The sequence below is a fragment of the Paraburkholderia domus genome, from assembly GCF_905220705.1.
GTDB lineage: Bacteria > Pseudomonadota > Gammaproteobacteria > Burkholderiales > Burkholderiaceae > Paraburkholderia > Paraburkholderia domus.
Window position 1 is genome coordinate 70,320 of the sequence record NZ_CAJNAT010000011.1, and the last position, 22,558, is coordinate 92,877.

The 22,558-nt window shown below is 59.4% G+C and carries 17 protein-coding genes and 1 pseudogene; 4 read left to right on the forward strand and 14 right to left on the reverse strand.

Annotated features, from left to right (window positions below; genetic code table 11):
- Positions 1–64 precede the first annotated feature (64 nt).
- The 6 genes from KHO31_RS20000 to KHO31_RS20025 all read right to left on the reverse strand — a co-directional run bounded on the left by KHO31_RS20000 (position 65) and on the right by KHO31_RS20025 (position 8,054).
- Positions 65–700 (reverse strand): hypothetical protein, encoded by a 636-nt coding sequence (locus tag KHO31_RS20000; protein WP_201084927.1) that lies wholly within the window; start codon positions 698–700, stop codon positions 65–67.
- A gap of 250 nt (positions 701–950) precedes the next feature.
- A complete protein-coding gene (locus KHO31_RS20005) occupies positions 951–1,646 on the reverse strand; it encodes a hypothetical protein (protein ID WP_201084928.1) in 696 nt (231 codons plus the stop codon).
- Between the two features lie 135 nt (positions 1,647–1,781).
- A complete protein-coding gene (locus tag KHO31_RS20010; RefSeq protein ID WP_201084929.1) occupies positions 1,782–2,534 on the reverse strand; it encodes a hypothetical protein in 753 nt (250 codons plus the stop codon).
- Positions 2,535–2,846: 312 nt separating this feature from the next.
- Positions 2,847–3,335 carry a hypothetical protein gene (locus tag KHO31_RS20015; RefSeq protein ID WP_201074027.1) on the reverse strand — a complete coding sequence of 163 codons (489 nt, stop codon included), beginning with the start codon at positions 3,333–3,335 and terminating at the stop codon, positions 2,847–2,849.
- On the reverse strand, positions 3,332–5,692 hold the full coding sequence (locus KHO31_RS20020; RefSeq protein WP_201084930.1) for a M23 family metallopeptidase: 2,361 nt from the start codon (positions 5,690–5,692) through the stop codon (positions 3,332–3,334). Before KHO31_RS20020 ends, KHO31_RS20015 begins: the two co-directional genes overlap by 4 nt.
- A 4-nt stretch (positions 5,693–5,696) precedes the next feature.
- Positions 5,697–8,054 (reverse strand): type VI secretion system Vgr family protein, encoded by a 2,358-nt coding sequence (locus KHO31_RS20025; protein ID WP_201140278.1) that lies wholly within the window; start codon positions 8,052–8,054, stop codon positions 5,697–5,699.
- Between the two features lie 283 nt (positions 8,055–8,337).
- Here KHO31_RS20025 and KHO31_RS20030 point away from each other — a divergent pair, with 283 nt between their 5' ends.
- Entirely contained in the window at positions 8,338–9,102 is a 765-nt protein-coding gene (locus tag KHO31_RS20030; RefSeq protein WP_201074033.1) for an IclR family transcriptional regulator, read from the forward strand.
- Here the strand turns inward: KHO31_RS20030 and KHO31_RS20035 are convergent.
- From KHO31_RS20035 to KHO31_RS20065, 8 genes and pseudogenes are all read right to left on the reverse strand, one after another.
- Complete coding sequence (locus KHO31_RS20035; RefSeq protein ID WP_201084932.1) at positions 9,090–9,914, reverse strand: citryl-CoA lyase; 825 nt, start codon at positions 9,912–9,914, stop codon at positions 9,090–9,092. The genes KHO31_RS20030 and KHO31_RS20035 overlap by 13 nt on opposite strands.
- Positions 9,915–9,916: 2 nt before the next feature.
- Complete coding sequence (locus KHO31_RS20040) at positions 9,917–11,116, reverse strand: CaiB/BaiF CoA transferase family protein (RefSeq protein ID WP_201074037.1); 1,200 nt, start codon at positions 11,114–11,116, stop codon at positions 9,917–9,919.
- Positions 11,117–11,132: 16 nt separating this feature from the next.
- A complete protein-coding gene (locus KHO31_RS20045; protein ID WP_236060713.1) occupies positions 11,133–12,569 on the reverse strand; it encodes an MFS transporter in 1,437 nt (478 codons plus the stop codon).
- Between the two features lie 122 nt (positions 12,570–12,691).
- Positions 12,692–12,802, reverse strand: a pseudogene (locus KHO31_RS39360) (response regulator); the annotation flags it as partial.
- Between the two features lie 129 nt (positions 12,803–12,931).
- Entirely contained in the window at positions 12,932–14,665 is a 1,734-nt protein-coding gene (locus tag KHO31_RS20050; protein ID WP_201138769.1) for a tannase/feruloyl esterase family alpha/beta hydrolase, read from the reverse strand.
- A 10-nt stretch (positions 14,666–14,675) separates the two neighbouring features.
- Positions 14,676–15,815 carry a porin gene (locus tag KHO31_RS20055; protein WP_201074039.1) on the reverse strand — a complete coding sequence of 380 codons (1,140 nt, stop codon included), beginning with the start codon at positions 15,813–15,815 and terminating at the stop codon, positions 14,676–14,678.
- Between the two features lie 71 nt (positions 15,816–15,886).
- Positions 15,887–17,047, reverse strand: coding sequence for a 3-(3-hydroxy-phenyl)propionate transporter MhpT (mhpT, locus tag KHO31_RS20060; protein ID WP_236060810.1), 1,161 nt, complete (start codon positions 17,045–17,047; stop codon positions 15,887–15,889).
- 467 nt (positions 17,048–17,514) lie between these two features.
- Complete coding sequence (locus tag KHO31_RS20065) at positions 17,515–17,985, reverse strand: MarR family winged helix-turn-helix transcriptional regulator (RefSeq protein WP_407945947.1); 471 nt, start codon at positions 17,983–17,985, stop codon at positions 17,515–17,517.
- A 167-nt stretch (positions 17,986–18,152) separates the two neighbouring features.
- Between KHO31_RS20065 and KHO31_RS20070 the strand changes: the two genes are divergently transcribed.
- The 3 genes from KHO31_RS20070 (at position 18,153) to KHO31_RS20080 (ending at position 22,489) form a co-directional block, all read left to right on the forward strand.
- Positions 18,153–18,980, forward strand: coding sequence for a p-hydroxycinnamoyl CoA hydratase/lyase (locus tag KHO31_RS20070; protein ID WP_201084934.1), 828 nt, complete (start codon positions 18,153–18,155; stop codon positions 18,978–18,980).
- Between the two features lie 100 nt (positions 18,981–19,080).
- Positions 19,081–20,532, forward strand: coding sequence for an aldehyde dehydrogenase (locus KHO31_RS20075; protein WP_201074043.1), 1,452 nt, complete (start codon positions 19,081–19,083; stop codon positions 20,530–20,532).
- 43 nt (positions 20,533–20,575) lie between these two features.
- Complete coding sequence (locus KHO31_RS20080; RefSeq protein ID WP_236555252.1) at positions 20,576–22,489, forward strand: feruloyl-CoA synthase; 1,914 nt, start codon at positions 20,576–20,578, stop codon at positions 22,487–22,489.
- Positions 22,490–22,558 lie beyond the last annotated feature (69 nt).

The following is a 22,558-nucleotide window of genomic DNA, read 5'->3' on the forward strand; positions in this document are numbered from 1 at the left end:
GTCTGTTGTCGCCTTGCCGTAATTTTAAAAAAATCACCGACACGAATGGGGGAGTTCATGGCTGTCATCGAAAATTAAATAATTTATCGCATAATGCGCGATCAATCCGAGTTTTCTTGTTCAATTCAATGTCAAAAGCATCCATATATCCATCAAAATCACAGCCATACAAATCCAGGGAAATATAGTGACCGTCGAGCGAAATCACTGGGAATATATTGGAGGACGCTTCAGACAGAATTTTTGGTGCGCGCACCCCAACTCGATAAAACCCTGGCAAATTAACAATATTTTTGTTGCTGCCAATTTTTGCTACAACAGCTAAAAAACTCATTGGATTCACGGCGACGGGTACGAGGGATGCGTACAAGCCCGCTCGTAGATTTACGTCCGATAGAAATCCAACATGAGGAGCGGCAAGCGTTGCGTAAACTATTTTTGCAGGATCGCATTGCATCAAATCGTTAACTGGAATAAACGAAGTTCCCGATACAATTGCTGACTGTCCATCGGAACTCAGCTTGAGATTAATGGGCTTCTGGTCAATTGTGCAGCGACGTTCAGATCCAGATTTCTTTATTGAAATTTCTGGACCGGAGACTCCCTCAACACTAACCTTCTCGTCTGCGATCGATTCAACAGGCACAATCCCGTACGACAACGCCATAAAATAAAAAAGAACATGTTGAAAAAATTTCACAAAAAAGCCTCTTTTATAATTTTCGTACACTTGACCCTGCCGTTAAGTCCACTTTCCGCGCCGTTCGTCGGGGCACGTGAGAAGGCGGCCGGTGACCTTCACTTCCGATGCCGCTGACATCACCAGTTTGTCGCCTTTGCGGATGGGAGACTTCATGGCCGTTTCCTTTGAAGATACGTTTACTTAGGAGCGGAATATTTATCGATAGAACTCGTTGCTGATTGAGAGAAGGAGTTCGGCCTTGGTGAAATTAATAATCCTTAAAACGAAGCGTCTTGAGCATGTCCATAAAGAGGTCATAACTGAAGCCATTTTCCAGGCTAAGTTCGCGCTTGCGTAGCAGACACACGTCATCTAATTGGGCCGTCATTTTGTCGTTGCCAACCATGACATGAACGCAGCGATAACGTGACGTGTATTCCTTCGCCGTCTTGCAACGGCTATGAGCTCTCGCGAACGTTTCCTCGGCAATCCAGCCGTGCCAGTTGGTTCCTTGGATGGGTGTGATGTCAGTTTTGATGACGGGGGCACCGCAGTTCGACTCTTTGTATGCGGAGTCTGGCGCCAAGGTCGGCAACTTATCGCCGAGTCTCAAGCGGAATATGCTGTTTCCCCCTGCCGATATTTTTTTCTCAATGCTCAAGCCGTCCACTACGAAGCTTATGTGGGAGCCACCGCTGAGTTCGAGGTTCGGATCGTACTGAAAATCCATATTCATGAACGTGTAAGCGCCGCTTTTATATGTGTCAGAACATGCAAAACTAATCGGTTGTCCATCGCCACGTTTGAGGTTTGGTGTCCGCATTGACATGCCACAGCGCTCCTCCGCGTTCGGATCAATAGGATTGGTTCCGATGCTTCGGATGTGAGCGGCATCGGCTGCCGACTGCGCATAGGTCGTCGAAGTTAGCAGCAGGCCACACGTCACAATGGCGAGACGAATCATCGTGTACTCTCCATTTGGCGCACCAAGCTCACTTCTGTTGGGACGCTCGGACTATCGCCGAGCGCGCAGAGCGACTTGTCAACGTTTTTCCGTTTGTCGCCTACGCGAACAGGGCTACGCATCGTGATTCTTGTTTTAGTTGTCGAGTGTTGCTGAGTTGGATGCAGCACCAGCATTGGCCAGTGTCGGTGCGTCAACAAACTCGATAGACTCAAGAATCGCCCTGATCTTCCACAGTTGGTTGACTTTTGGATTCGCCAGCCATGCGACAGGCGTTGTTCCACATAACGCCTGTGTGTTGTGAACAAGACAAAAACTGAAAATTCGACCTCGGCGCTCCTCATCGCCTGTCGTATCGTCGACGGTAATTCCCTTCCCGATCCAGTTTCTTCCCTTCAGTTGCACGGTCCGAACATGTGCCAGTTTCTCGAAAGGCACTAATTCCGGACCATCACCCCAAGGGTCGTACCGTAGCCATCGACCGTTAACCAGCTTGGCTCCTAACGAAATGCCTATTTGCTTATCGTGGGCCTTATTGCAATTTAAACTGAATCCACCGTTCAGAACAGGTGATGCGATTGGGCCTGTATCGGGCAGATCATATATTCCCTGTGATGGAGAGCTATGCGACCGGACACGAAAATTACCTCCGAACATGCTCGCAATTCGAAATCTACAGGCGCCCACAGCGTATTCCGATATGGTTGTTGATGCACGTGCTCGTACAACTGGAGACGTGTTCCTCGCAACGACGTCGGTAGCTAAGGACGCAACGCTGCCAATGCAGAACCACGCGAGTAGTCGGCCCGCGTACATAATTTCTGATAAGGCGATGGTTATGTGACCATCATCTTCTTGGGCGTCGCCCATAAGAATTGATCTTTTCATAAATTTCTTCTATTTCTCTATCGGCTTGATCTTAAGAATTAGAGTTTTGAATTCTTCCGCGAATGCATATTCCTTGGTCGCGTGGTGTGCACCGACGCTTGCATCTTCTGCCCCCACATCTGCGCAGCAGTGGATATTCATCTCGCTCCGCGGCGCGCCGATATTAGTTGACTGCATAGTCTTGCTTGCCAATGAACATCACATCCGATGAGGCTATCGTCGCCTCGTCGTCGTTTTCTAATTGATCGACGATTCAAAGGGGACTTTGCATGTCATTCATGCAGATGATTCGCCAGTGTTCATAAAATTTGTTCATCGAGTGATGTCATCGATTTTCGGTAGTCGAGTTATGCAAAGCTTAGGAACATTGCCTTCATAGTACGTGCTCGTGAGTCGCCTTCTTTTTTTATCAACCTTAAGGTTGATAAATTGATCCCCGCATGCTGGATGCGCCTCTACAAAAGTAGCCCGAATGTCAGAGTATAAAAATATTCTATGAATGGTATAAACGCCCATTCCTTCATCTATTGACCAGATCGAAAATCCTTTTCGCTTGTCAAAGCTGTAGTTGTCAACAACAACGTGAATCTGATTTTCAGTGTCAATATCAATTTCCCCATGATGTTCCCCTGTCTTGAGAGCCGAAATATCAAATGTTACTGAATGATCGTTTACTCTTAAGGTGGCCCGTGTTGTCGGGGTGGGCGAGAATGTTATTGCCGAATCGGACGCAAAAACGCCGCCTGAAACCAAAGCGAGGGAGGTTAGAAGTATTCGGACGAAAATACACATAATCATCATGCAGTGGTTGTCATATCGGGTTGGATACTGGCCCGGCCTGGAGGGGAAATTAGCTGCCCGTAGGTGTTCGAAACGTCGTCAGTAAAGAATTGAAGCATGAATGCCGTGTATGCCTGTCTTTCGTCGTATCCATTCGCACCGCCGTTTACGAGGCGGTTTACGAATCCGGTATTTGCTGCCGAGTAGGGGCGATCGGCCACTCGGTTTATGTTGATTCCCTCCGAAAAAGACTTCGATACCCAGTAGAATCCGCCGGAATCACAAGCTAGAGGACGATTTTCAGCGACAATGTCCGGGTCGAATCGAGGCGACCATTGCATTAAATGCCCGTGATTGCTCGGATTAAAGTTATAGTGCTGTGAAATATTCGTTATTCTTGGTGTAATGTTCGGTTTCCGCTCGATATACGATCCAGTGTGAGGCGGAAAATTCTTAAATTGCCCATATAAATCATAGTTCCCAGCCCACGTAAGCTGCATAATCCCTCTGCCGTAAAATGCAGTGTAGTATTGGGTCGCTGGATTAGCTGAAGAATATGCTCCAAACCCCCATTCATGCATGAGTCGTTTCGTCTCGCCTAAATTTCTCCATTGAGCCGTCTCGAGTAGAGCTTGCGACAAGAATATGGCTTGTCGTTGTTTGCTGCAGCCTATATATTTTCTAATGCAGTCATTCAATGGCGTCACGTGATTCGCGACACGACTCGATGCCTCACTTCGACTGAGGGTATAGGTCGTATTGTTAGTCGTGGTTGCAGTCCTCGGGTTTCCCGATGATGTGTAGAACATGTGACGCGGAAACGTGGCAGTAAGCTCACCGTGACTCAACCATCCGCACCTCCTGAAATACCGAATGAACTGGAGCGGATGAAAGAACCAAAGTTTCGTACCGGACTGAAGATGTGTCACATCCCAGAACTGAAACTGCTTCAGCAGCGCCATAAACTTCCCGTACCCCGCGCTATCACCGTAATAAAATTCGCCCTGCTGGCTGAGCAGCTTTCCGTAGCGCGCATCGTTATTCGCTCCATCCCACTCGCTCGGCGCCTGACAGACAAACCCTTTGAACAGATCACGCACACCAGCCGTATTCCGGACGTACCGAACAAGCGCTTCTTCCTTCTGATACTCCTCGTGCTCGCCTTGCTCCTGCTGCGTCTGATGTTCTTTCGCAGTTCCCAGGATCGCTTTCAATCGATCGATGTCACACAGCCCGTCACTCGCAAACGGGCTATTGCCTTCACTAACCTTTTGCCAGTTCGCGAGGCACGGAAAATCGGCATCGGACAGCTTCGCTATCTTTTCGTTGTTGAGGTCGATATAACCCTCCTGACCAGCCGCGAACGCTGCACGTATCCATGTTGTTTTTGCCGCCCCGGCAGGAAGGGAAGGTGAGGCTGACAGGATCCGGCCGAAGCGCAGCAGTTCATACCCGTCGCTCGGACAGGTCGGATAAAGTTTCGTTGCCCGCTCGTACAGCTTGTATTCGTACTCAGGCTCCTGCTTGTTTGTCACGAGTGGGATTCGCGAACCGTCTGCCGCGACACTCCAGACACTCGTGTACTTGCTGCCTCTATGAAAGTACGACTCGACATGCAGAGGCAGCGTGTTCTGGCCGCCATGCAGCGGATCAAATGTGATCCCGTGCAACTTGCCATTGACCGTTCCCGGCGGCTGCGCCACAAACGTTTGACCCGCCGGAATAATGTAGTAGCTATGCCCCCAGTAGTCGGTACCCGCCGGTGTATGGGGTTGCGCGTTCTCAAGTTGCGTCGCGCCGAAATAGCGATCGAAATCTTCGGGCAGCATGAAAATCTCGAAGTGGATATGCCGCTGCCCGTGGCAAGCACCCGGGAGTCCGAGTACGTCTTTGCGCGATACCTTTTTCCCGCCGCCGGCTTGTGCGGGAGGCGCGACCGACGGATTCAGACTTCCTCCAGGCGAAGGCAGGCGCAGAAATTCCGGCAACACATTGCCATCAACGCCAACGCTGCTGTAAGCGCTCAACGCCAGCAGATGCATGTATAGCGAATAGAACGTCAGGGTCCGGCCGTCGCCCGTCTCGCTGGTATGTTTGAGCAGGACGAAACCCGCGTTGCTGTCGTGCGGGGTGCCGCCATCAATGGCGTGCTGGCACACCCTATACGCGACGACTTCGCCATCAGCAATCGCACGTACTTTCTCGTTTTGCGTGGCGGGGTAGAGATGCACGCCGGTGTGCCAGCGGCGGTCGAATGCGATCGGATAGACACCATGTGCCAGTTCGAATTCGTCCACGACGCTCATCATCGGGTCGGTCAGCGCGAGGTTGGTGGACGTCATGCCTGCAACGGGCAGGAAAGGAGGGCTGATGATCATCGTCTTAGCGCGACATGTTGTAGAGGTTCATAACCGTCAATTCGCTTTGCGGCAAATTGGGCAGAGCATTTTCGACATTCGCCGGTCCCTCGAACGTGAACGAAGCAGCCTTGATCCGGAACTCACCCGGACAATGGAACACAACGCTGCCGTTCTCAATCGTGAGCGCGGCACCGCCGCTGGCGATGACCGCCTTCGTCTTCCCGCTCACCAGCACGTCCTCGCTGGCGCTTGCCACGTGCAGTTGTTTGTCGGCAAACAGATCCATCGCATCGCTCTGCGCCTGAATCTCGACCTTGCCCTTCGCCGCAAAGATCTTCAGTCCAAGCTTGTGCGCGCACAGCGAAATGAGGTCGCCCGCAGCCAGTGTGAAGCGCTTGACCGCGCTGACATCGACGTGTTTGCCCGCCGTCACCATCACGTTTTCGCTTGCGGCCTGCTGGATCGAATGCGGCGTCACCAGCGCAATGCCGCCCGGAGCACTCGCAACCAATCCCGCGCTCTTGAGCTGGTCGAGCGCGTCCATCAGACTGGACTGCGTTGCCTTGTCGCTCGGCGTTGCCTTCGCCTGCGTGGTCGCATCTACCAGCGCAGTAACGCGGCTCAAGGCCAATTGCAGTTCCTTGAGCGCCGCCTGCATTTCCAGGTGTGGCGCGTTAGGACTGGACAGCGCATCGGCTGAAAGAAACAGTCCCTTGGGCGCGTGCATCGTGCCCCAGCCTTGCGTGTAGATCTCGAAGCCATCACCGCGATGCTGCTTCTGGCTGTCCACCAGATTGCCGAGGCTGAGCGACGTCTTCATGTAGACGGTCGCGAACTTGGCCCCTTCGCGGCCCTTCAGGTCCTCGAAGCGGACTTTCGCGCCGTTGAGCGGCGAGCGCCATACCGCCCGGCTGTTCCAGCCCCTCAGCCCATGAACAACATCTGGGTTGGCATAGTCATGAAGCGCACCGCTGATAAAAAGCCGGTCAACGTCCCCGTACGTGCCGTCAAGTCGAACCTCCGTGTCCTTCAGCAACGGCGAATGGAAACCACCCAGATACGACGCGCTGGGACGCAGGAGGCGCAGCGGCATCGTGCTCGTGCCGCGCTTGCCGGTACGATTCTGGAAATGCGGAAGCACTTGGTAGCGACCATGCTCGTCCAGCGCTGCGTAGGGCAGGTCGTCGCCGACGACGGTGGCAACCAGCGGGCCAGTAAGCCAGCGCCAGTGCTTCTGGGGGATGTATTCGGGGCGATACGTCAGGTGCGAGGGCATCGCCTCGAACTCGTTGAAGACTGGCTGGGTGCGGCTACCGGTCGTGACGAGCTTCGTGATCACTACGCCGTACTTGGCCTCGGGCAATGTATGGTTGGTCAGGCGCACCACCATGCCGGGCATCATGCCGATTACATCGCTTGTGCCCTTGAACGTGGTCTGCCGCGCAACCAGTTCGTCACGCCGCGCGTCGGCGAGCATCTGTCCGATCTCCGCCGTATGGTGGTGCTCGGTGCTGCGGTTCACGCTGCCGTACACGGAGCGGTCGTCACGCGCGACGTACGACTCGGCCTTCAATTCATTCGCGGGCGTCCGATAGTTGTGCTCCCACAATTCGATCACGGCCGGGACCAGCTTGCGGATCGGACTGATCGACAGCACCGCCTCATGCCAGTTGCCCGAGAGACCCGACACCGGCATCAGCGGCACCTCCAGCGCGCGCACGTAAGCGCGCGGATTGTTGCCGAACACGATCGTGTCGCGTTGCGGTCCGTCTCCCTTGCGGCCCTGCTTGAAGTACCAGAAGATGCCCGCGCGACGGCAGTGACGGTCCACGAAATTCCAGACCGTCTCCTCGTACATGACCGCCTGCTCGAAACGTTCCTCGGCGCCTTCCAGCTGAAACTCGACGTCGAACGAGTCGATCAGCTTCCTGTCGATGATCGACTGGGAGATCATTTCCTTGAGCGTCTTGTCCTTGAATATGCCGGAGTCGTAGACCTCCCTGTACAGCGCGACGCGCGGCTCAAGGCGCAGCTTGTAGGTAGCCTCGTCGCGGCTAGTCATGACCCGTTCCCACTGCGTCACGATGCCGTTGACGGTACGCGCGGGTTCGACCACGGGATCGACCAGACCCGGCAACGACGGGATCGCGGCGCGTTCATCGATCGTGAAGCTTGCCCGGCGGCCTACGCAGGCGGCGCCGTCGATCTCCTTGTCGATCGACGTGACGGTAATGTCGGCCGAGTAGATCTCGTTAAATTCTTCTACAAGACGAAACTCGAGAACATCGAGAAACCGATCCAGTGTGGGGATCGAGAAACCGAGGTGTTGGCTAAGCCTGGCGCTCGGATGCTGTAGAACATCGTTGATCGATCTTTTCATGCGGCGGTGAGGTCCCCGTTTTTTTGGATGGCACGGTGCGCGCACATGAGCGAATGTGCAGACCCATGCGATTCGACTGGGGGAGGTTACCTGCCGCGATTAGTGAACGTCTATGAGACAAACATGAGAAAAATCCCAATTTGACAAATCTTCGCACTTCTGACGTTTTTTATTATTTTTTGAGAAATCTTCGATTCGTTGATGATCGGCGCACATGACGAACCCCGTGTCATGGCGTAAAATTTCCACTTCGATACGAAGCAATGCTTACCCACGCTCACTCATGCCAACGCCTGCCGACAAATCAAACTCAAAGGAGACCGAAGGCGTTGCCGTCATCGATCGTGCTTGCGCGATTCTGTTCGCCTTCAGGCCGGACGACGTTGCGCTCACGCTCGCCGAACTCGCGGCGCGCACGGGGCTCTACAAGAGCACGCTGTTGCGGCTCGCGGGGTCGCTGATCCAGCACCGCCTGCTACTGCGTCTGGACGACGGCCGCTATCAACTCGGCGCGGCGACCTTCATGCTCGGCGCGCTGTACCAGCGCAGCCTGAACGTCGGCGATATTCTGGTGCCGCTGATGCGCGAACTCGCGGAAACGAGTGGCGAAAGCGTGTCCTTTTACGTGCGCGACGAGGCGGTGCGTGTGTGTCTGCATCGCGTGGACTCGACGCATGCGGTGCGTTTTCACGTGCGCGAAGGCGACGTGCTGCCGTTGGAAAGTGGCTCGGGCGGTCATGCATTGCTGGCGTTCGGCGGCATGCCGGGCGAGCCGTACGAGAAAATTCGCGAGGACTTCTACTGTGTGTCGATCGGCGAGCGCGATCGGGAGACGGCCGGCATCTCGATGCCGGTATTCGGTGTGCGCCAGAGTTTGCGTGGCGTGCTGACACTCGCGGGCCCAAGCTCGCGTATCGATCAGGCGTTCCTCGAACGCAATCTCGGTGCGCTGTTCGATTGCGCCGCACGCGCGACGGATGCGCTAGGCGGCGACTCACGCGCGATGCGCAACGCGCAGCGGCGCGCGGCCGAACTTCAGGACAGGTGACGCTCGGGCTTGCCCGTGTAGGTGTAGCTCATCTGGCGCGGGATCGGGCCTTTGTTGCGCTCGTTGCGTCCGCGTTGCTCCCAGGCATGCGAGAGAATCCCGACCGCGCGTGACAGGCAGAACACCCCGCGTGCCAGCTCCGGCGCAAAGCCGAGCTCGGCGTAGATCACGGCGGTTGCACCGTCGATATTCATCGGCACGGGTTTGTTCTTGCGCTGTTTGAGCAAGGCCTCAATGCCGCGCGCGATTGCGGCGTATCGTCCGCTGATACTTTTCTGTTCGACGCTGTCGTCCACGAGCGAAAGAAGCCGGATTGCCCGCGGATCGATCGGATGAAAGCGGTGCCCGAAGCCAGGCAAATACTTGCCATGTTCAGCGGTAAAAGCATCGACACCTTGCTCGACGGCTTCTTCCAACGCAGCGCCTGCTTTCATGCGTTCGGCGATGGAATCGTACAGTTCGACCGCCTGTTGACCCGCGCCGCCATGTACATCATCCAGCGCATTGATCGCCGAGGCCATCGCGCCGTTCAACGGCAAACCGCAGCTGGTCGCCATCCGCGAGATCGCAATCGACGGTGCATGCGGACCATGATCCACCGATGCAACCAACGCCGCCTCGAACAGACGCGCTTGCGCGGCGTCAGGCAGTTCGCCGCGCAGCATCAGCCAGATCATCTGCGGGAAGCTGACGTTGCCGATCAACTCCTGAATCGGGAAACCGCGCACCTTGATCGAGCCAGGATGAATATCGATGATCGAGGTGCTCCAGTACTCGGCGGCGAGCTTGGCGGCGTCGAATGCTTGCGTCATGTTCAGATCACTCCTTCGGAGCGTAGGTGGTCGATTTGTGCGTCGTCGTAGCCGAGCGAGGCGAGATGCTCACGCGTGTGAGCCGATAGGACCGGTGCGGGTGTGGTCGGCGCCGTGTCGGCATCGGACAGACGAAAGCCCGCACGGGTGACGCGTTGCCGCTCAGCGGTGCCGTCGCCGGCGAATTCGCGAATGAACTCGCGCGATTCCAGATGTGGATGCGCGAGGATCTCCGGCACCGACATCACGCGCCCGGCCGGCACGCCCGCTTCGAAGAATTTCGCTTCCCAGTTCGCCGCGCTGTCGTGTGCCAGTGCCGCTTCGATTTCGGCCTTCAATGCCGCGCGATTCACTTTGCGCGCGTTGCGTTCGGAAAAGCGCACGTCGTCGAGCAGATCGGCGCGGCCGATTAGACGACACAGGCTCGCGAACTGCTTGCTCTCGTTTGCTGCGATATTGAGCGGCCCGTCGCCGGTTTTGAAGGTACCCGAAGGCGCGGCGGTGAAGTTCTCGTTGCCCATCGGCTTGGGCGCGACACCTGCGTTCAGGTAGTTCGACACGACCCAGCCCATCGTCGCAAGCGTGGCTTCCAGCATCGAGACGTCGAGCATGCGGCCGTGTCCGCTCGCGCGGGCATCGACTAACGCGGCGCAGATGCCGAACGCCGCTGTGAGACCGCCCACGGTGTCCGATATCGGATAGCCGACACGTAACGGTGCGCTGTCGGCATCGCCGGTCACGCTCATCACACCCGAGATACCCTGAATGATCTGGTCGTAGGCGGGGCGTTTCGAAAACTCGCCATCCATGCCGAAGCCTGAGATCGCGCAGTACACGAGCTTCGGATTCACCTCGCGCAGCGCGTCGAAATCGAGGCCGAGACGCGTCATCACGCCGGGCCGGAAATTTTCGACCAGCACGTCCGCGGTTTTGACGAGCTCGCGCAAAATAGTCTTGCCGCGCGGATCTTTCAGATTGAGCGTGATGGACTGCTTGCCGGCATTTACCGCGACGAACGAGGCTCCCATGTTGCGCATCGCCGCTTCCTTGTCGGCGCCTAAACGCCGCGCAAGATCGCCGCCTTCGGGGTGCTCGACCTTGATCACGTCGGCGCCGAGCAACGCGAGTTGATACGCGCAAAACGGCCCCGCCAACACGTTCGATAAATCCAGTACCCGTACTCCAGCCAACGGCAGCGTCATCTTTGAAGCCTCTTGTTCAATGCGAAATTTCGTCGAGATTGCGATTGTTGGTGCGCGGCCCGAAGATGCCGATTGCACCCATCACCATGACCATCGACACCGTGATCAACGCGAACACGCCAGGCACCTGGAAGTGGCGCAGCGCGAAGGCAATCATGAAGCCGGAGAACATCGCGGATAAACGCGACATCGAGTAAACAAAACCGACGGCGCGTGCGCGCAAACGCGTGGGGAACAGTTCGGTCTGGTACGCGTGATAGCCAACCGACAGCAGCGTGCCGGATAGCGTGATCAGCACGCCCAGCGTCATCAGCATCGCGGGGGAGGTTTGCATCGCGAACAGGCTGCCGAACACGGCGATACCGAGTGCCGACAACACGATCAACGTCTTCCGTTCGATGCGGTCCGCGATGGCCATGCCGATCAGCGGTCCGAATGGATTCGAGGCCGCGATAACGAACGAGTACATCAGGCTGTGCGTGATCGTTATGCCTTTGGAGACCAGCAGCGTCGGCACCCATGACGCGAAGCCGTAGAAGCCGATCGCCTGGAAGAAGTTGAACACGAGCATCGTGATCGCGCGTTTGCGATACGGCGGTTGCCAGACTTCGCGGAAGGCGGCCTTGGTGGTGGCCGGTTCGACAGCCGGTACCGGTGCGGGCAATGGTTTGCCGTATTGCTTCGCGACCTTCGCTTCGATTGCCTGCATGACCTTTTCCGCTTCGGCGGCGCGGCCTTGCTGCGCGAGCCAACGCGGGCTTTCTGGTACGCGTCGGCGGATTGCCCATACCACCACCGCGCCGAGTGCGCCGATGATCACAACCCAGCGCCAGCCGTCGATGCCGAACGGCGTTTGCGGCACCAGCCACCACGCGAGCAAAGCGACCGAGGGCACGGCGGTGTACTGCACCAGATGAACGAAAGCGAAGGCACGCCCACGCAGATGTTTCGGCACGAGTTCGCTGACATAGGTGTCGATCGTCACCAGTTCGACGCCCACGCCGATGCCCGCGATCAAGCGCCACAAGTTGATGGCCGGCGCGCTGGTTTGCAGCGCCATGATCAGCGTAGCCGCGGAATACCACAGCAGCGAGACGGTAAACACGGTTTTGCGGCCGTAGCGATCCGCCATGCCCGCGAGAAAGAACGTGCCGATGAAGAGTCCGGCGAACGATGCCGCCACGAAGGCGCCCAAACCGGACACTCCGAAGAACGACGCGGTCGTCGTCGCGTAGAGCCCGCTTTTGACCAGGCCGGGGCCGACGTAGGCCGTAAAAAACAGATCGTAGAACTCGAACCAGCCGCCGATTGACAGCAGGAACACCAGCGTCCATACCGTGCGCGTTGCGGGCAGACGATCGATGCGCGCGTTGATGCCCGGCGTGAGCCCCTGCGCATTGGCGCTTGAATCGGGCGACGCCCCGGGTGCGTCGATCGGCAGGCTGCTTGCCATGGAATCCTCCTTCGAGTGTCTCTTGTTCGCGTCGTTCTGTCTAATAGAACGACGTTCTGTTTAATTAATCTGGCGAGAGTAGCCCGTGTGGCGCCTGTCAGGAATTCGGAGTTGTACCTAGTCGCCATCCGCTCCAGCATCGCGAGAAGGGTGGCGAATGAAAGCGGCTTGCGCGCGTATTCGATGAGGGGATTCGGCTGTACGGAGATATCCGCGGCCCGGCTGCACAGGATGCTGCAAAGGAGGGTGCACGCCCGGAGACGGGCGGGTATTTCCCCCGCGCATGCAACGCATCGATCATGCGCGAGGATGATGCGTTTCCCGGGGACTCAGCGACAACCCGGCAATGACTCAGTTACACCTTAACTACACGCGAAACTGCTCGCGGCGATGATGTTGCCGCCTTGATAGCGGGCCACTTTCGGATACGCGCACAGCGGCCGCGTGCGTCCGGCCCCCCAATTGGCCGGCACGTCCGTGTTCGGCACGACATTGCTCGCATCGCGCGCGGTGGCGACCACGCTGTCCGGCGCCTTGCCCTGTTCAACCCACGCGATCATCGGCGTGAGCATGTCGAACTGGTCGGTGCTCGGGCCGCCGGAGCAATGATTCATGCCGGCGATCGTGTAAAGACGGGCGAAGTTCGATGCGTCGCCGCCGTTGGCCGTCATGAGCCGCTGATACCAATCGGTCGTGTCGTTCGACGAAAACACCGGGTCACTCGTGCCGTGATAGACCATCAGCTTTGCACCGCGCTGCTTCAACGCACTGAGGCTGGTCTCGTCGGGTGGCGTCATGAACGACCAGGCCGACTCGTTATACACGCCGCTTGTGGCGAAGATCTTCGGTGCGTCGGTATCCATGCTGAAGTTCAGCGCATAGGCCGACAACTGGCTCAACACCGACGCACTCTGTGGCGGCGTGGTGAACGTGAACGCCGCTGCGGCGGGATCGAGGGTGATCGAGTTTGCCTGCTTCCATGCCGACCAGCCCGGGCCGAGGCCGGCGTCGTAAGGGAAGCTTGAATACAGGGCCGTGCCGGCGCTGTTGCGTGCGCCCGAGAAGACGTTGCCGATCGCGTCCTTCTGCGCGCTCGTCAGACACGTCCCGTCGCGCACGTTGTTCGTGCAGGTGGGCACGTCCGTCGCCAGACTGAAGTTTGCCTGGCATGCCTTGATATCCTGAATGAGACCGTCGCTGGCGCCGTCGAGTGCGTCGCATTTGGCCAATATCTTCGACGCCACCATCTGACGCTCCGTTGCGGTAAAGCCGGTCGTGATGTCGGGCAGGCCGTTCGCGGTTGTGGCGGTCGCCGCCTTCGCCAATTGCTGCGCGCTCCACATTTCGCCGATGGCTGCTTTTGGCAAGTGAAAGCCCGGGTCGCCGGCGATTATCCCGTCATATTCCGCCGAAGAACGTGCCGCCGCGACCAGCGCATGACGGCCACCGTTGGAGCAACCGTCGAAGTAGCTACGGTCCGGCCCCTTACCGTAGGCGAGTTTGATCACCTGTTTGGCCATCGGCGTGAGTGTGGCGACTGCGTTGTAGCCATAGTCGAGGCGCGCTTGCGGGTCGAGTCCGAACAGTGGATTCTGCGCCGCGCTGTGCCCCGCATCCGAGCTGATCACGGCGAAGCCCATGTTGAGCGCGTCGTTGGTCGGGCCGCCGCCGCCGATTTCGCCGGTTGCGGTCACAACATTCCCGTCGAGGCCGCCATTGGCCTGATAGAAGAAGCGCCCGTTCCATGCCAGCGGCAGGCGCATCTCGAAGCCGATGGCGTACGTTTTGCCGTCGACGTTGCTCACACGCTGGTTCATGCTGCCCTGGATCAGGCAGTGCTCGGCGATCGGTTTGCCGGCTACGTTGAGTGTGCCGGCCGCGACGTCCGTCACCGAGGTGAAGACGGTGTTGGCGAACGTGAGTTTCGCGGCGAGTGCGGCGCAATTGCCGGCGAGCGTGCCGGGCGAGGCGGCGCTCAGTTGTGGCAGCGCATTGGCGCTCGTGCTGGAGACGGCCGGGTCGCTAACATCATTTCCGCCGCACGCGGCGAGTGTTAGTGCCGCCGCAGCAGCCAGTGCGATGGATGTGTGCTTCATGCAGTGTCCCCTAGAACGAATGACGAATGCCAACCATCGCGCCGGTCTGACCGGTGCCCGCCGTGGGTGTCGTGCCGCCACCACCGGCGCTGACCGAGTAGCGCGCCTTGGCGCTGTTGGCGAGATACGAGCCTTGCGCATAGACGGCCGTGCGCTTCGACAGCAGATAGGTGGTGCGCAGCGTGCCCATCGTGGCGCGCGTGTCGTGGTCGCTATTGGTGATGTGATAGACCTCGCCGTCAACGATGAACGCAGGCGTCACGAAGTACGAGGCGCCGACGAAGAACAGATTCGAGCGCACGTCCGCAATCGTGACGGACGATGGGTCGACACGGCGATTGAGCCAGCCCGCGCCGATCTTTGCCTTGCCGATATTCGCGTAGGCGCTGACGTGGGTGCGGATGTCCTTGTCGGCGGCATTCGTGAGTGGAATAGGCGCAACGCCGTCGAAGAAGTTTGCCGCTGCCGTGCTTCCGCCACGCTGCTCTTCATACGAAGCCGCGACGCCGAACAGCGGCGCGTCGTACTTCAGCATGACCGACCACTCGCGGCATGCCGTTGCATTCCCGGGTACCGAACCGGTGCAGGTGCCCTGGCCCGGCGAGTTACCGGTGCCGGCCGCGTCACGCCCAAACGAATAGTTCGCGCCGAGCGTCACGCCTGCATACGTGCCGAGGTAGGTCACGGAGTTATCGGCGCGGGCGTTCGGCACGTAGGCGTCGAGCGAGCCCAGGCCATAGATGTCCGGGCCGATCAGGTCCGCGCCCATCAGCGCGAAATACGTCATCGTGTACTGGCGTCCGAACGAAACCGTGCCGTACGGGCTCTTGATGCCCACAAACGCCTGACGTCCGAATAGCCGGCCGCCCTGGCCGAGATCGCCGGCGCGCACGTTGAAGCCACTTTCCAGCGTGAATACCGCGCTATAGCCGCCGCCCAGATCTTCATTACCGCGCAGACCCCAACGCGAGGGCAGTTCGCCGGTGACCGCCGGCATGCGAAAAACGCTTTGTCCTGCGGCGTTGGCGTGCGATACGTATTCGATGCCGGTGTCGATGATGCCGTAGAGCGTCACGCTCGATTGGGCCGCTGCCGCGCCGCTGACGGTGCACAATGCGCCGCAAAGAAGAAGGCGTGTGGATGCTTGCATGCAGAGTGTCTCCAAACCGTTGATTGAATGAGTTTGTTGTTGGGTTCTTTTGGGTTTGCCTGGACGACCGGTCAGTCGTCGGCGCGCGGGCGGCGCAGCAACAGCAACGCGGCAGCGGCGGCGATCAGCGTGACGGGAATGCTTGCGCCGATGACCGTCGACGAACTGCGGCCCATCGCCAGCAATTGACCTGCTGCCAGCGGTCCGACCACCGAACCGATACGGCCCACCGCCACGGCTGCGCCGACGCCGGTGCCGCGCATGGCAGTCGGGTAGAACGCCGCCGAGAGTGCGTACAGCACCGATTGCCCGCCGATCACGAACATCCCCGCGAAGAAGGCCGAGGTTGCGAGCGCGCCGAAGCCGGGCGCCATCGAGAGCGCCGCGAGCGACGCGATGATCCCGACGTACATGCCCGCCACCACGACGCCCGAGCGCATCCGGTCCATCAACATGCCGATGCACAACGCGCCGATGCCGCCGCCGATGTTGAAGAAAATCTGCACATAACCCACTTGCGCGCGCGACAGGCCGCTTGCCGCCATCAGCGAAGGCAGCCAGTTGAGCAGGAAGTAGAGGACGATCAGCGTGCAGAAATAGCTGACCCAGATCTGCACGGTCGAGAGGCCGCGTGTGCCGCCGAACAGGATCTCGCCGACCGGCGCGGGCTTCGCATGACCGTCTCGCGAAGCCTTGGTGAATGCCTTCGAATCCGCGAGAAACAGGAGCAACAGCGGGACCAGCACCAACGGCCCCGCGCCGCCGACGTAGAAGATGTGCCGCCACTCGGTGTCACCAGCACTCAGCACGCCGATCACCGAAGCGATCACGCCGCCGAACGGAATGCCGCAATACATCACGCTCACCGCAGTGCTGCGCGAACGCGGCTCGACCGCTTCGGATGACAACGCGATCAGATTCGGCAGTGCGCCGCCCAGGCCGATGCCTGTCAGTACTCGCACGATTACCAGCGTGTGAAAGTCGCTCACCAGCGCGGTCGCAATCGATAGCAAGCCGAACAGGCAGGCGGAAATCACCAGCACACGCTTGCGGCCGATCCGGTCGGCAAGCCGTCCGCCGAACATCGCGCCCGGCAGCAAGCCGAAGGTCCCAGCGCTGAACGCGAGCCCCATTTGCCCGACCGACAAACCGAACTCGCGTGCCATTCGCGGCGCGGCGACGCCGACCGACTGCAGGTCGAGCCCTTCGAGCAGCGCGATGGCAAAACACAAGCCGAGTGTGACGAAGGTGTTCGACCGGCTGGACGTCGCCGGTCCGGCAAGACTTTCTGTCGAGGGTAGTGTTCCGGTTCTTTTCACGTTAGTGATCCTTATTAAAATGCGTGGCTTTCCGGTGTCGATGAAGAACGGCAGGTGTCGAGTCGCCGCCAGGTGCACCGGCCTGGCACAGAAGCGGTTGTACTCGTTCAGCGCCGAGGCGCTCTGGTGATCCAGGCAGCCTCGGTGAAACGGGATTCAGGCCGCCTTCGCGGTCTTGATGGGATGCTTGAGAACAGCCCGGCAAAAGCCGCAGCGCGCGGCGCATCGGTTCGATGTCTGCGTTGCTGTCCGTTTGCCTCGAAGCGATGCAACGCGTCTCCAAACGCTGCATCGTGAAGCGGATTTAATATCAGGTAGACTGATAATGCAAGCGTAAAAGCTTCGGTGAAAACACCTAGCAATTTGCAGAGACGGGACAGTTAGCCGCGCAGGTTGCGCACGAAAGTTTCGAGGTGGGTTTGTACCGCGCCGGCCGCATCGAGCTCGAGGCCTTCCATCATCTGCTTCTCGATCGCCTTGACGGCCTGCTCGCATTCGCGCAGCACGGCTCGCCCTTCATCGGTCAGTTGCAGCAGCACGATGCGGCCGTGCGTCGGGTCCGGTTCGCGGCTGACCCAGTTCCGGCTCGCCATTGCGTTCATCACTTCGTTGGCGGATTGCGGCGTGATGAAGGAGCGCTCGGCAACTTGTGCATTGGACGCCTGTCCCTTTGCATCGAGCACCGAAAGCGCGGTGAATTGCGCGAGCGTCAGACCGAGCGGGGCGAGTGCCTCGGTCATGCGGCGCCGCAGGATGCGGTCGAGACTGCCGATCACATAGGCCAGCCGCAAATTGGAGCGACGGGTGCGCGTGGTGACGGGCTCGACGGGCGAATTCTGATTTTTGCTCATGGTGGGCAGGAGGTTCGGTCTAGCCCGCATCTTAGCGCGCCTCGCCGCCGATTCGACCGATAGGGGTTTGCACTGAGTCCGCGAAATTCCACTTTACATCTCAGGTAGCCTGATATTAAATATGTTCATCAGGCCGCCGTCGCGGCCGACGTTCACGGAGAAAGCAGATGAATTACGAAGGTCGTTGGGAAACCGTCAAGGTCAATGTTGCAGAGGGAATCGCATGGGTCACGTTCAATCGTCCCGAGAAGCGCAACGCGATGAGCCCGACGTTGAACAAGGAAATGATTGAGGTCCTCGAGGCAGTCGAGCTGGACGCCGAAGCACAGGTTCTCGTGCTGACGGGCGAGGGCGACGCGTGGACCGCGGGCATGGATCTGAAGGAATATTTCCGCGAAGTCGACGCCGGCCCGGAAATCCTGCAGGAAAAGATTCGCCGCGACGCATGCCGCTGGCAATGGCAGTTGCTGCGTATGTACGCGAAGCCGACCATCGCGATGGTCAACGGTTGGTGTTTCGGCGGCGGCTTCTCGCCGCTGGTGGCGTGCGATCTCGCGATCGCCGCTGACGAAGCCGTGTTCGGCCTCTCCGAAATCAACTGGGGCATTCCGCCGGGCAATTTGGTGAGTAAGGCGATGGCGGATACCGTCGGGCATCGTCAGGCGCTTTACTACATCATGACCGGCGAGACGTTCACGGGTCAGGAGGCCGCGCAGATGGGCCTCGTCAATAGTAGTGTGCCACGTGCCGAACTGCGCGAAGCCACGCGCGTTCTCGCAGGGAAGCTGTTGCAAAAGAATCCGGTAGTGCTGCGCGCAGCCAAGAACGGCTTCAAGCGTTGCCGTGAATTGACCTGGGATCAGAATGAAGACTACCTGTACGCCAAGCTGGATCAGGCGCAACTGCGCGATCCCGAAGGCGGCCGCGAGCAGGGCCTGAAGCAGTTCCTCGACGAGAAGGCGATCAAGCCGGGTCTGCAAACCTACAAGCGCTGAAGTATTGCGGGCGCTAAGGTAGATTCAGGCAGATGCACGCGCAGCAAGAGGCGCGCGTGAAGACTGGCGAGACGAGTGACACAGCGAGGAGACAACAGATATGCACGAAGTAACATTGTTGATCGGCGGCGAGAGCCGCGGCGCATCGGACGGCAGAACCTTCGAGCGGATCAATCCCGCGAGCGGTGTGGCGGCCTCGCGTGCGGCTGCCGCCACGTTGGCTGATGCAGACGCGGCAGTCGTTGCGGCGGCGCGCGCATTCCCGGCATGGTCGGCATTGGCGCCGACTGAACGCCGCAAACGTCTATTGGCCGCGGCGGATCTGATGGATGCTCGCACCGCGCAGTTCATCGAAACCGGTGTGGCCGAAACCGGCGCCATGCCGAACTGGTACGGCTTCAATGTAATGCTGGCCGCCAACATGCTGCGTGAAGCCGCCGCGATGACCACGCAAATCGACGGCGATGTGATTCCGTCGGACGTGCCGGGCAGTCTCGCGATGGCCGTGCGCCAGCCGTGCGGTGTGGTGCTCGGCATGGCGCCGTGGAATGCCCCGGTGATTCTCGGCACACGGGCAATCGCCATGCCGCTCGCGTGCGGCAACACGGTCGTGCTCAAGGCTTCCGAAGGCTGTCCGGGTGTGCATCGGCTGATCGGCAGCGTGTTGCAGGAAGCCGGGCTTGGCGACGGCGTGGTGAACGTCATCACGCATTCGGCCGACGATGCGCCGGGCATTGTCGAGCGCCTGATCGCTCATCCGGCGGTGCGGCGGGTCAATTTCACCGGCTCGACACGGGTTGGACGCATCGTCGCGCAACATGCCGCGCAGCATCTGAAGCCGGCCTTGCTCGAGCTCGGCGGCAAGGCGCCCGTTGTGGTGCTCGACGACGCCGACCTGGATGCGGCGGTGGACGGCATCGCATTCGGCGCGTTCTTCAACCAGGGGCAGATTTGCATGTCGACGGAGCGGCTGATTGTCGACCGCAAGATCGCCGATGCGCTGGTGGAGAAGCTCGCGGCCAAAGCACGGACCCTGAAGGCGGGCGATCCCGCTGCGGCCGATTCAGTGCTCGGCGTGCTCGAAAGTGTGGCGGCCGCACGGCGTATCAAGGCACTCGTTGAAGATGCGCATGAGAAGGGCGCGAAGCTGCCGGTCGGCTGCTCGGTTGAAGGCGCCGTGATGCAACCGGTGATTGTCGACGGTGTGACGCGCGAGATGAAGCTCTATGCTGAGGAGTCGTTCGGTCCGGTGGTGACGGTGCAGCGTGTGGATGGTGACGAGGAAGCGATTCAGGTTGCCAACGATAGCGAATACGGTCTCTCCGCGGCGGTATTCAGCCGCGATATATCGCGCGCGCTGAATGTGGCGAAACGCATCGAATCGGGCATCTGCCATATCAACGGACCGACCGTGCACGACGAAGCGCAGATGCCGTTCGGCGGCGTGAAGAAGAGCGGTTATGGGCGTTTTGGCAGCAAGGCGTCGATCGCCGAGTTCACGGACCTGCGCTGGATCACGATTCAAACCGGCCCGCGTCACTATCCGATTTGATCGTCCGCGATCGACGAGTCGCATCGAAGCAAGGAGACAGGCATTGCATTCCGAGCCGAAACAACCGCATCCCCCCGGCGCGCAAGACAACGCACCGGCGCATTACCGCGCGACGACGATCGGCGCATCATCGTTGCACGCACAACGGCACGGCGATACATGGTATTTGCGCGCTACCGAACCGCTCGGCGAACACCCGCAACGTATGACCGACCGGCTCGCGAGCGGCGCGCGCGAGCATCCGGAGCGTTGGCTGGCGGCGCGACGCGGCAGCGACGGTCAATGGATCGGCCTGAGCTACGCGAAAGCGCTGCACAGTGCTCGCGCGATCGGGCAAGCGCTGCTGACGCGAGATCTTTCTGTTGAGCGTCCGGTTGTGATTCTCTCGGGCAACGATCTCGAACACGTGCAACTGGCACTCGGCGCGATGTGGGCCGGCATTCCGTATGCGGCGATTTCCCCGGCCTATGCGCTCGCTTCCGGCGACTACGGCAAGCTGCGCCATACGATCGATCTGCTCACTCCGGGTCTGGTCTTCGCAACCGGCTACGACACCTTTGCCAAGGCAATCGATGCAGTGGTGCCGGCCGACGTCGAAGTCGTCGCTGCAACGGGGCCCAAAGAGCCGCAGGCGGCGCGCAGCGTGACTTCATTCAGCGATCTGCTGAATACGACGCCCGGTACGGTCGATTCCGTTCACGCAGCGGTGAGCCCGGACGCCATCGCCAAGTTTCTGTTCACGTCTGGCTCGACCAAACTGCCCAAGGCCGTGCCGACCACGCACCGCATGCTGTGCAGCAACCAGCAGATGCTGCTCGAAACGTTTCCTGAGTTCGCGAGTGTGCCGCCGGTGCTGGTCGACTGGCTACCGTGGAACCACACCTTCGGCGGCAGCCATAACGCAGGCATCGCGCTCTACAACGGCGGCACGCTTTATATCGACGACGGCAAACCGGTCAACGGAAAGTTCGAAGAAACGCTGCGCAATCTGCGTGAAATCGCACCGACGATCTATTTCAACGTGCCGAAGGGCTGGGAAGAGCTGGCCATCGCACTGGAGCAGGACGCACAATTGCGGGAGACGTTCTTCTCGCGCGTGAAGGTGTATTTCTTCGGGGGGGCGGGGCTCTCGCAAGCGGCGTGGGACCGGCTCGAACGCGTCACCGAGAAGTATTGCGGCGAGCGCATTCGCATCATGGCCGGACTCGGCATGACCGAGACCGCGCCGTCCTGCCTGTTCACCACCGGCCCGATCATGCGCGCCGGCTATGTCGGCTCACCGGCGCCCGGCTGCGAGGTCAAACTCGTACCGGTCGGTGACAAGCTCGAAGCGCGCTATCGCGGCCCGCATGTCATGGCCGGCTACTGGCGCGCGAATTCTGCAGAGCTGGACAACCCTTTCGACGAAGAAGGCTACTTCTGCAGCGGCGACGCGTTGCGTTTTGTCGATGTCGAGCGGCCGGAACTCGGGCTGCTGTTCGACGGACGCATCGCTGAAGACTTCAAGCTGAGTTCGGGCACCTTCGTTAGCGTCGGTCCGATGCGGGCCCGCGTAATTTCCGAAGGCGCGCCGTATGTGCAGGACGTGGTGGTCGCCGGCATGAATCGCGACGATGTGAGTTTGCTGGTGTTTCCGCGGCTCGACGATTGCCGGCGGCTGGCGGGTCTACCTTTGTCGGCGGGCGCGCGTGAGGTGGTCGAGGCACCCGTCGTGCGGGCGCATTTTGCGGCTTTACTGGAGACGCTCAATCGCAGTGCGACCGGCGGTGCAACTACGATCGCCCGGATCCGGCTCATGGATATCGCGCCTTCGCTCGATCTCGGCGAGATCACCGATAAAGGCTCGCTCAATCAGCGTGCGGTGCTGACACATCGAGCCGCGCTCGTCGAAGCGATGTACGACGCGGCGCAGCGCGATCCCGCCGTGATCTACGCGGCCGCTTGCGGCGCGACCTGAGGCACGCGTCGCTCACTCCCCCTAGGTCCCTTGTCGCACGGCAAACGCGCTTCGCCGTATACAATTCGG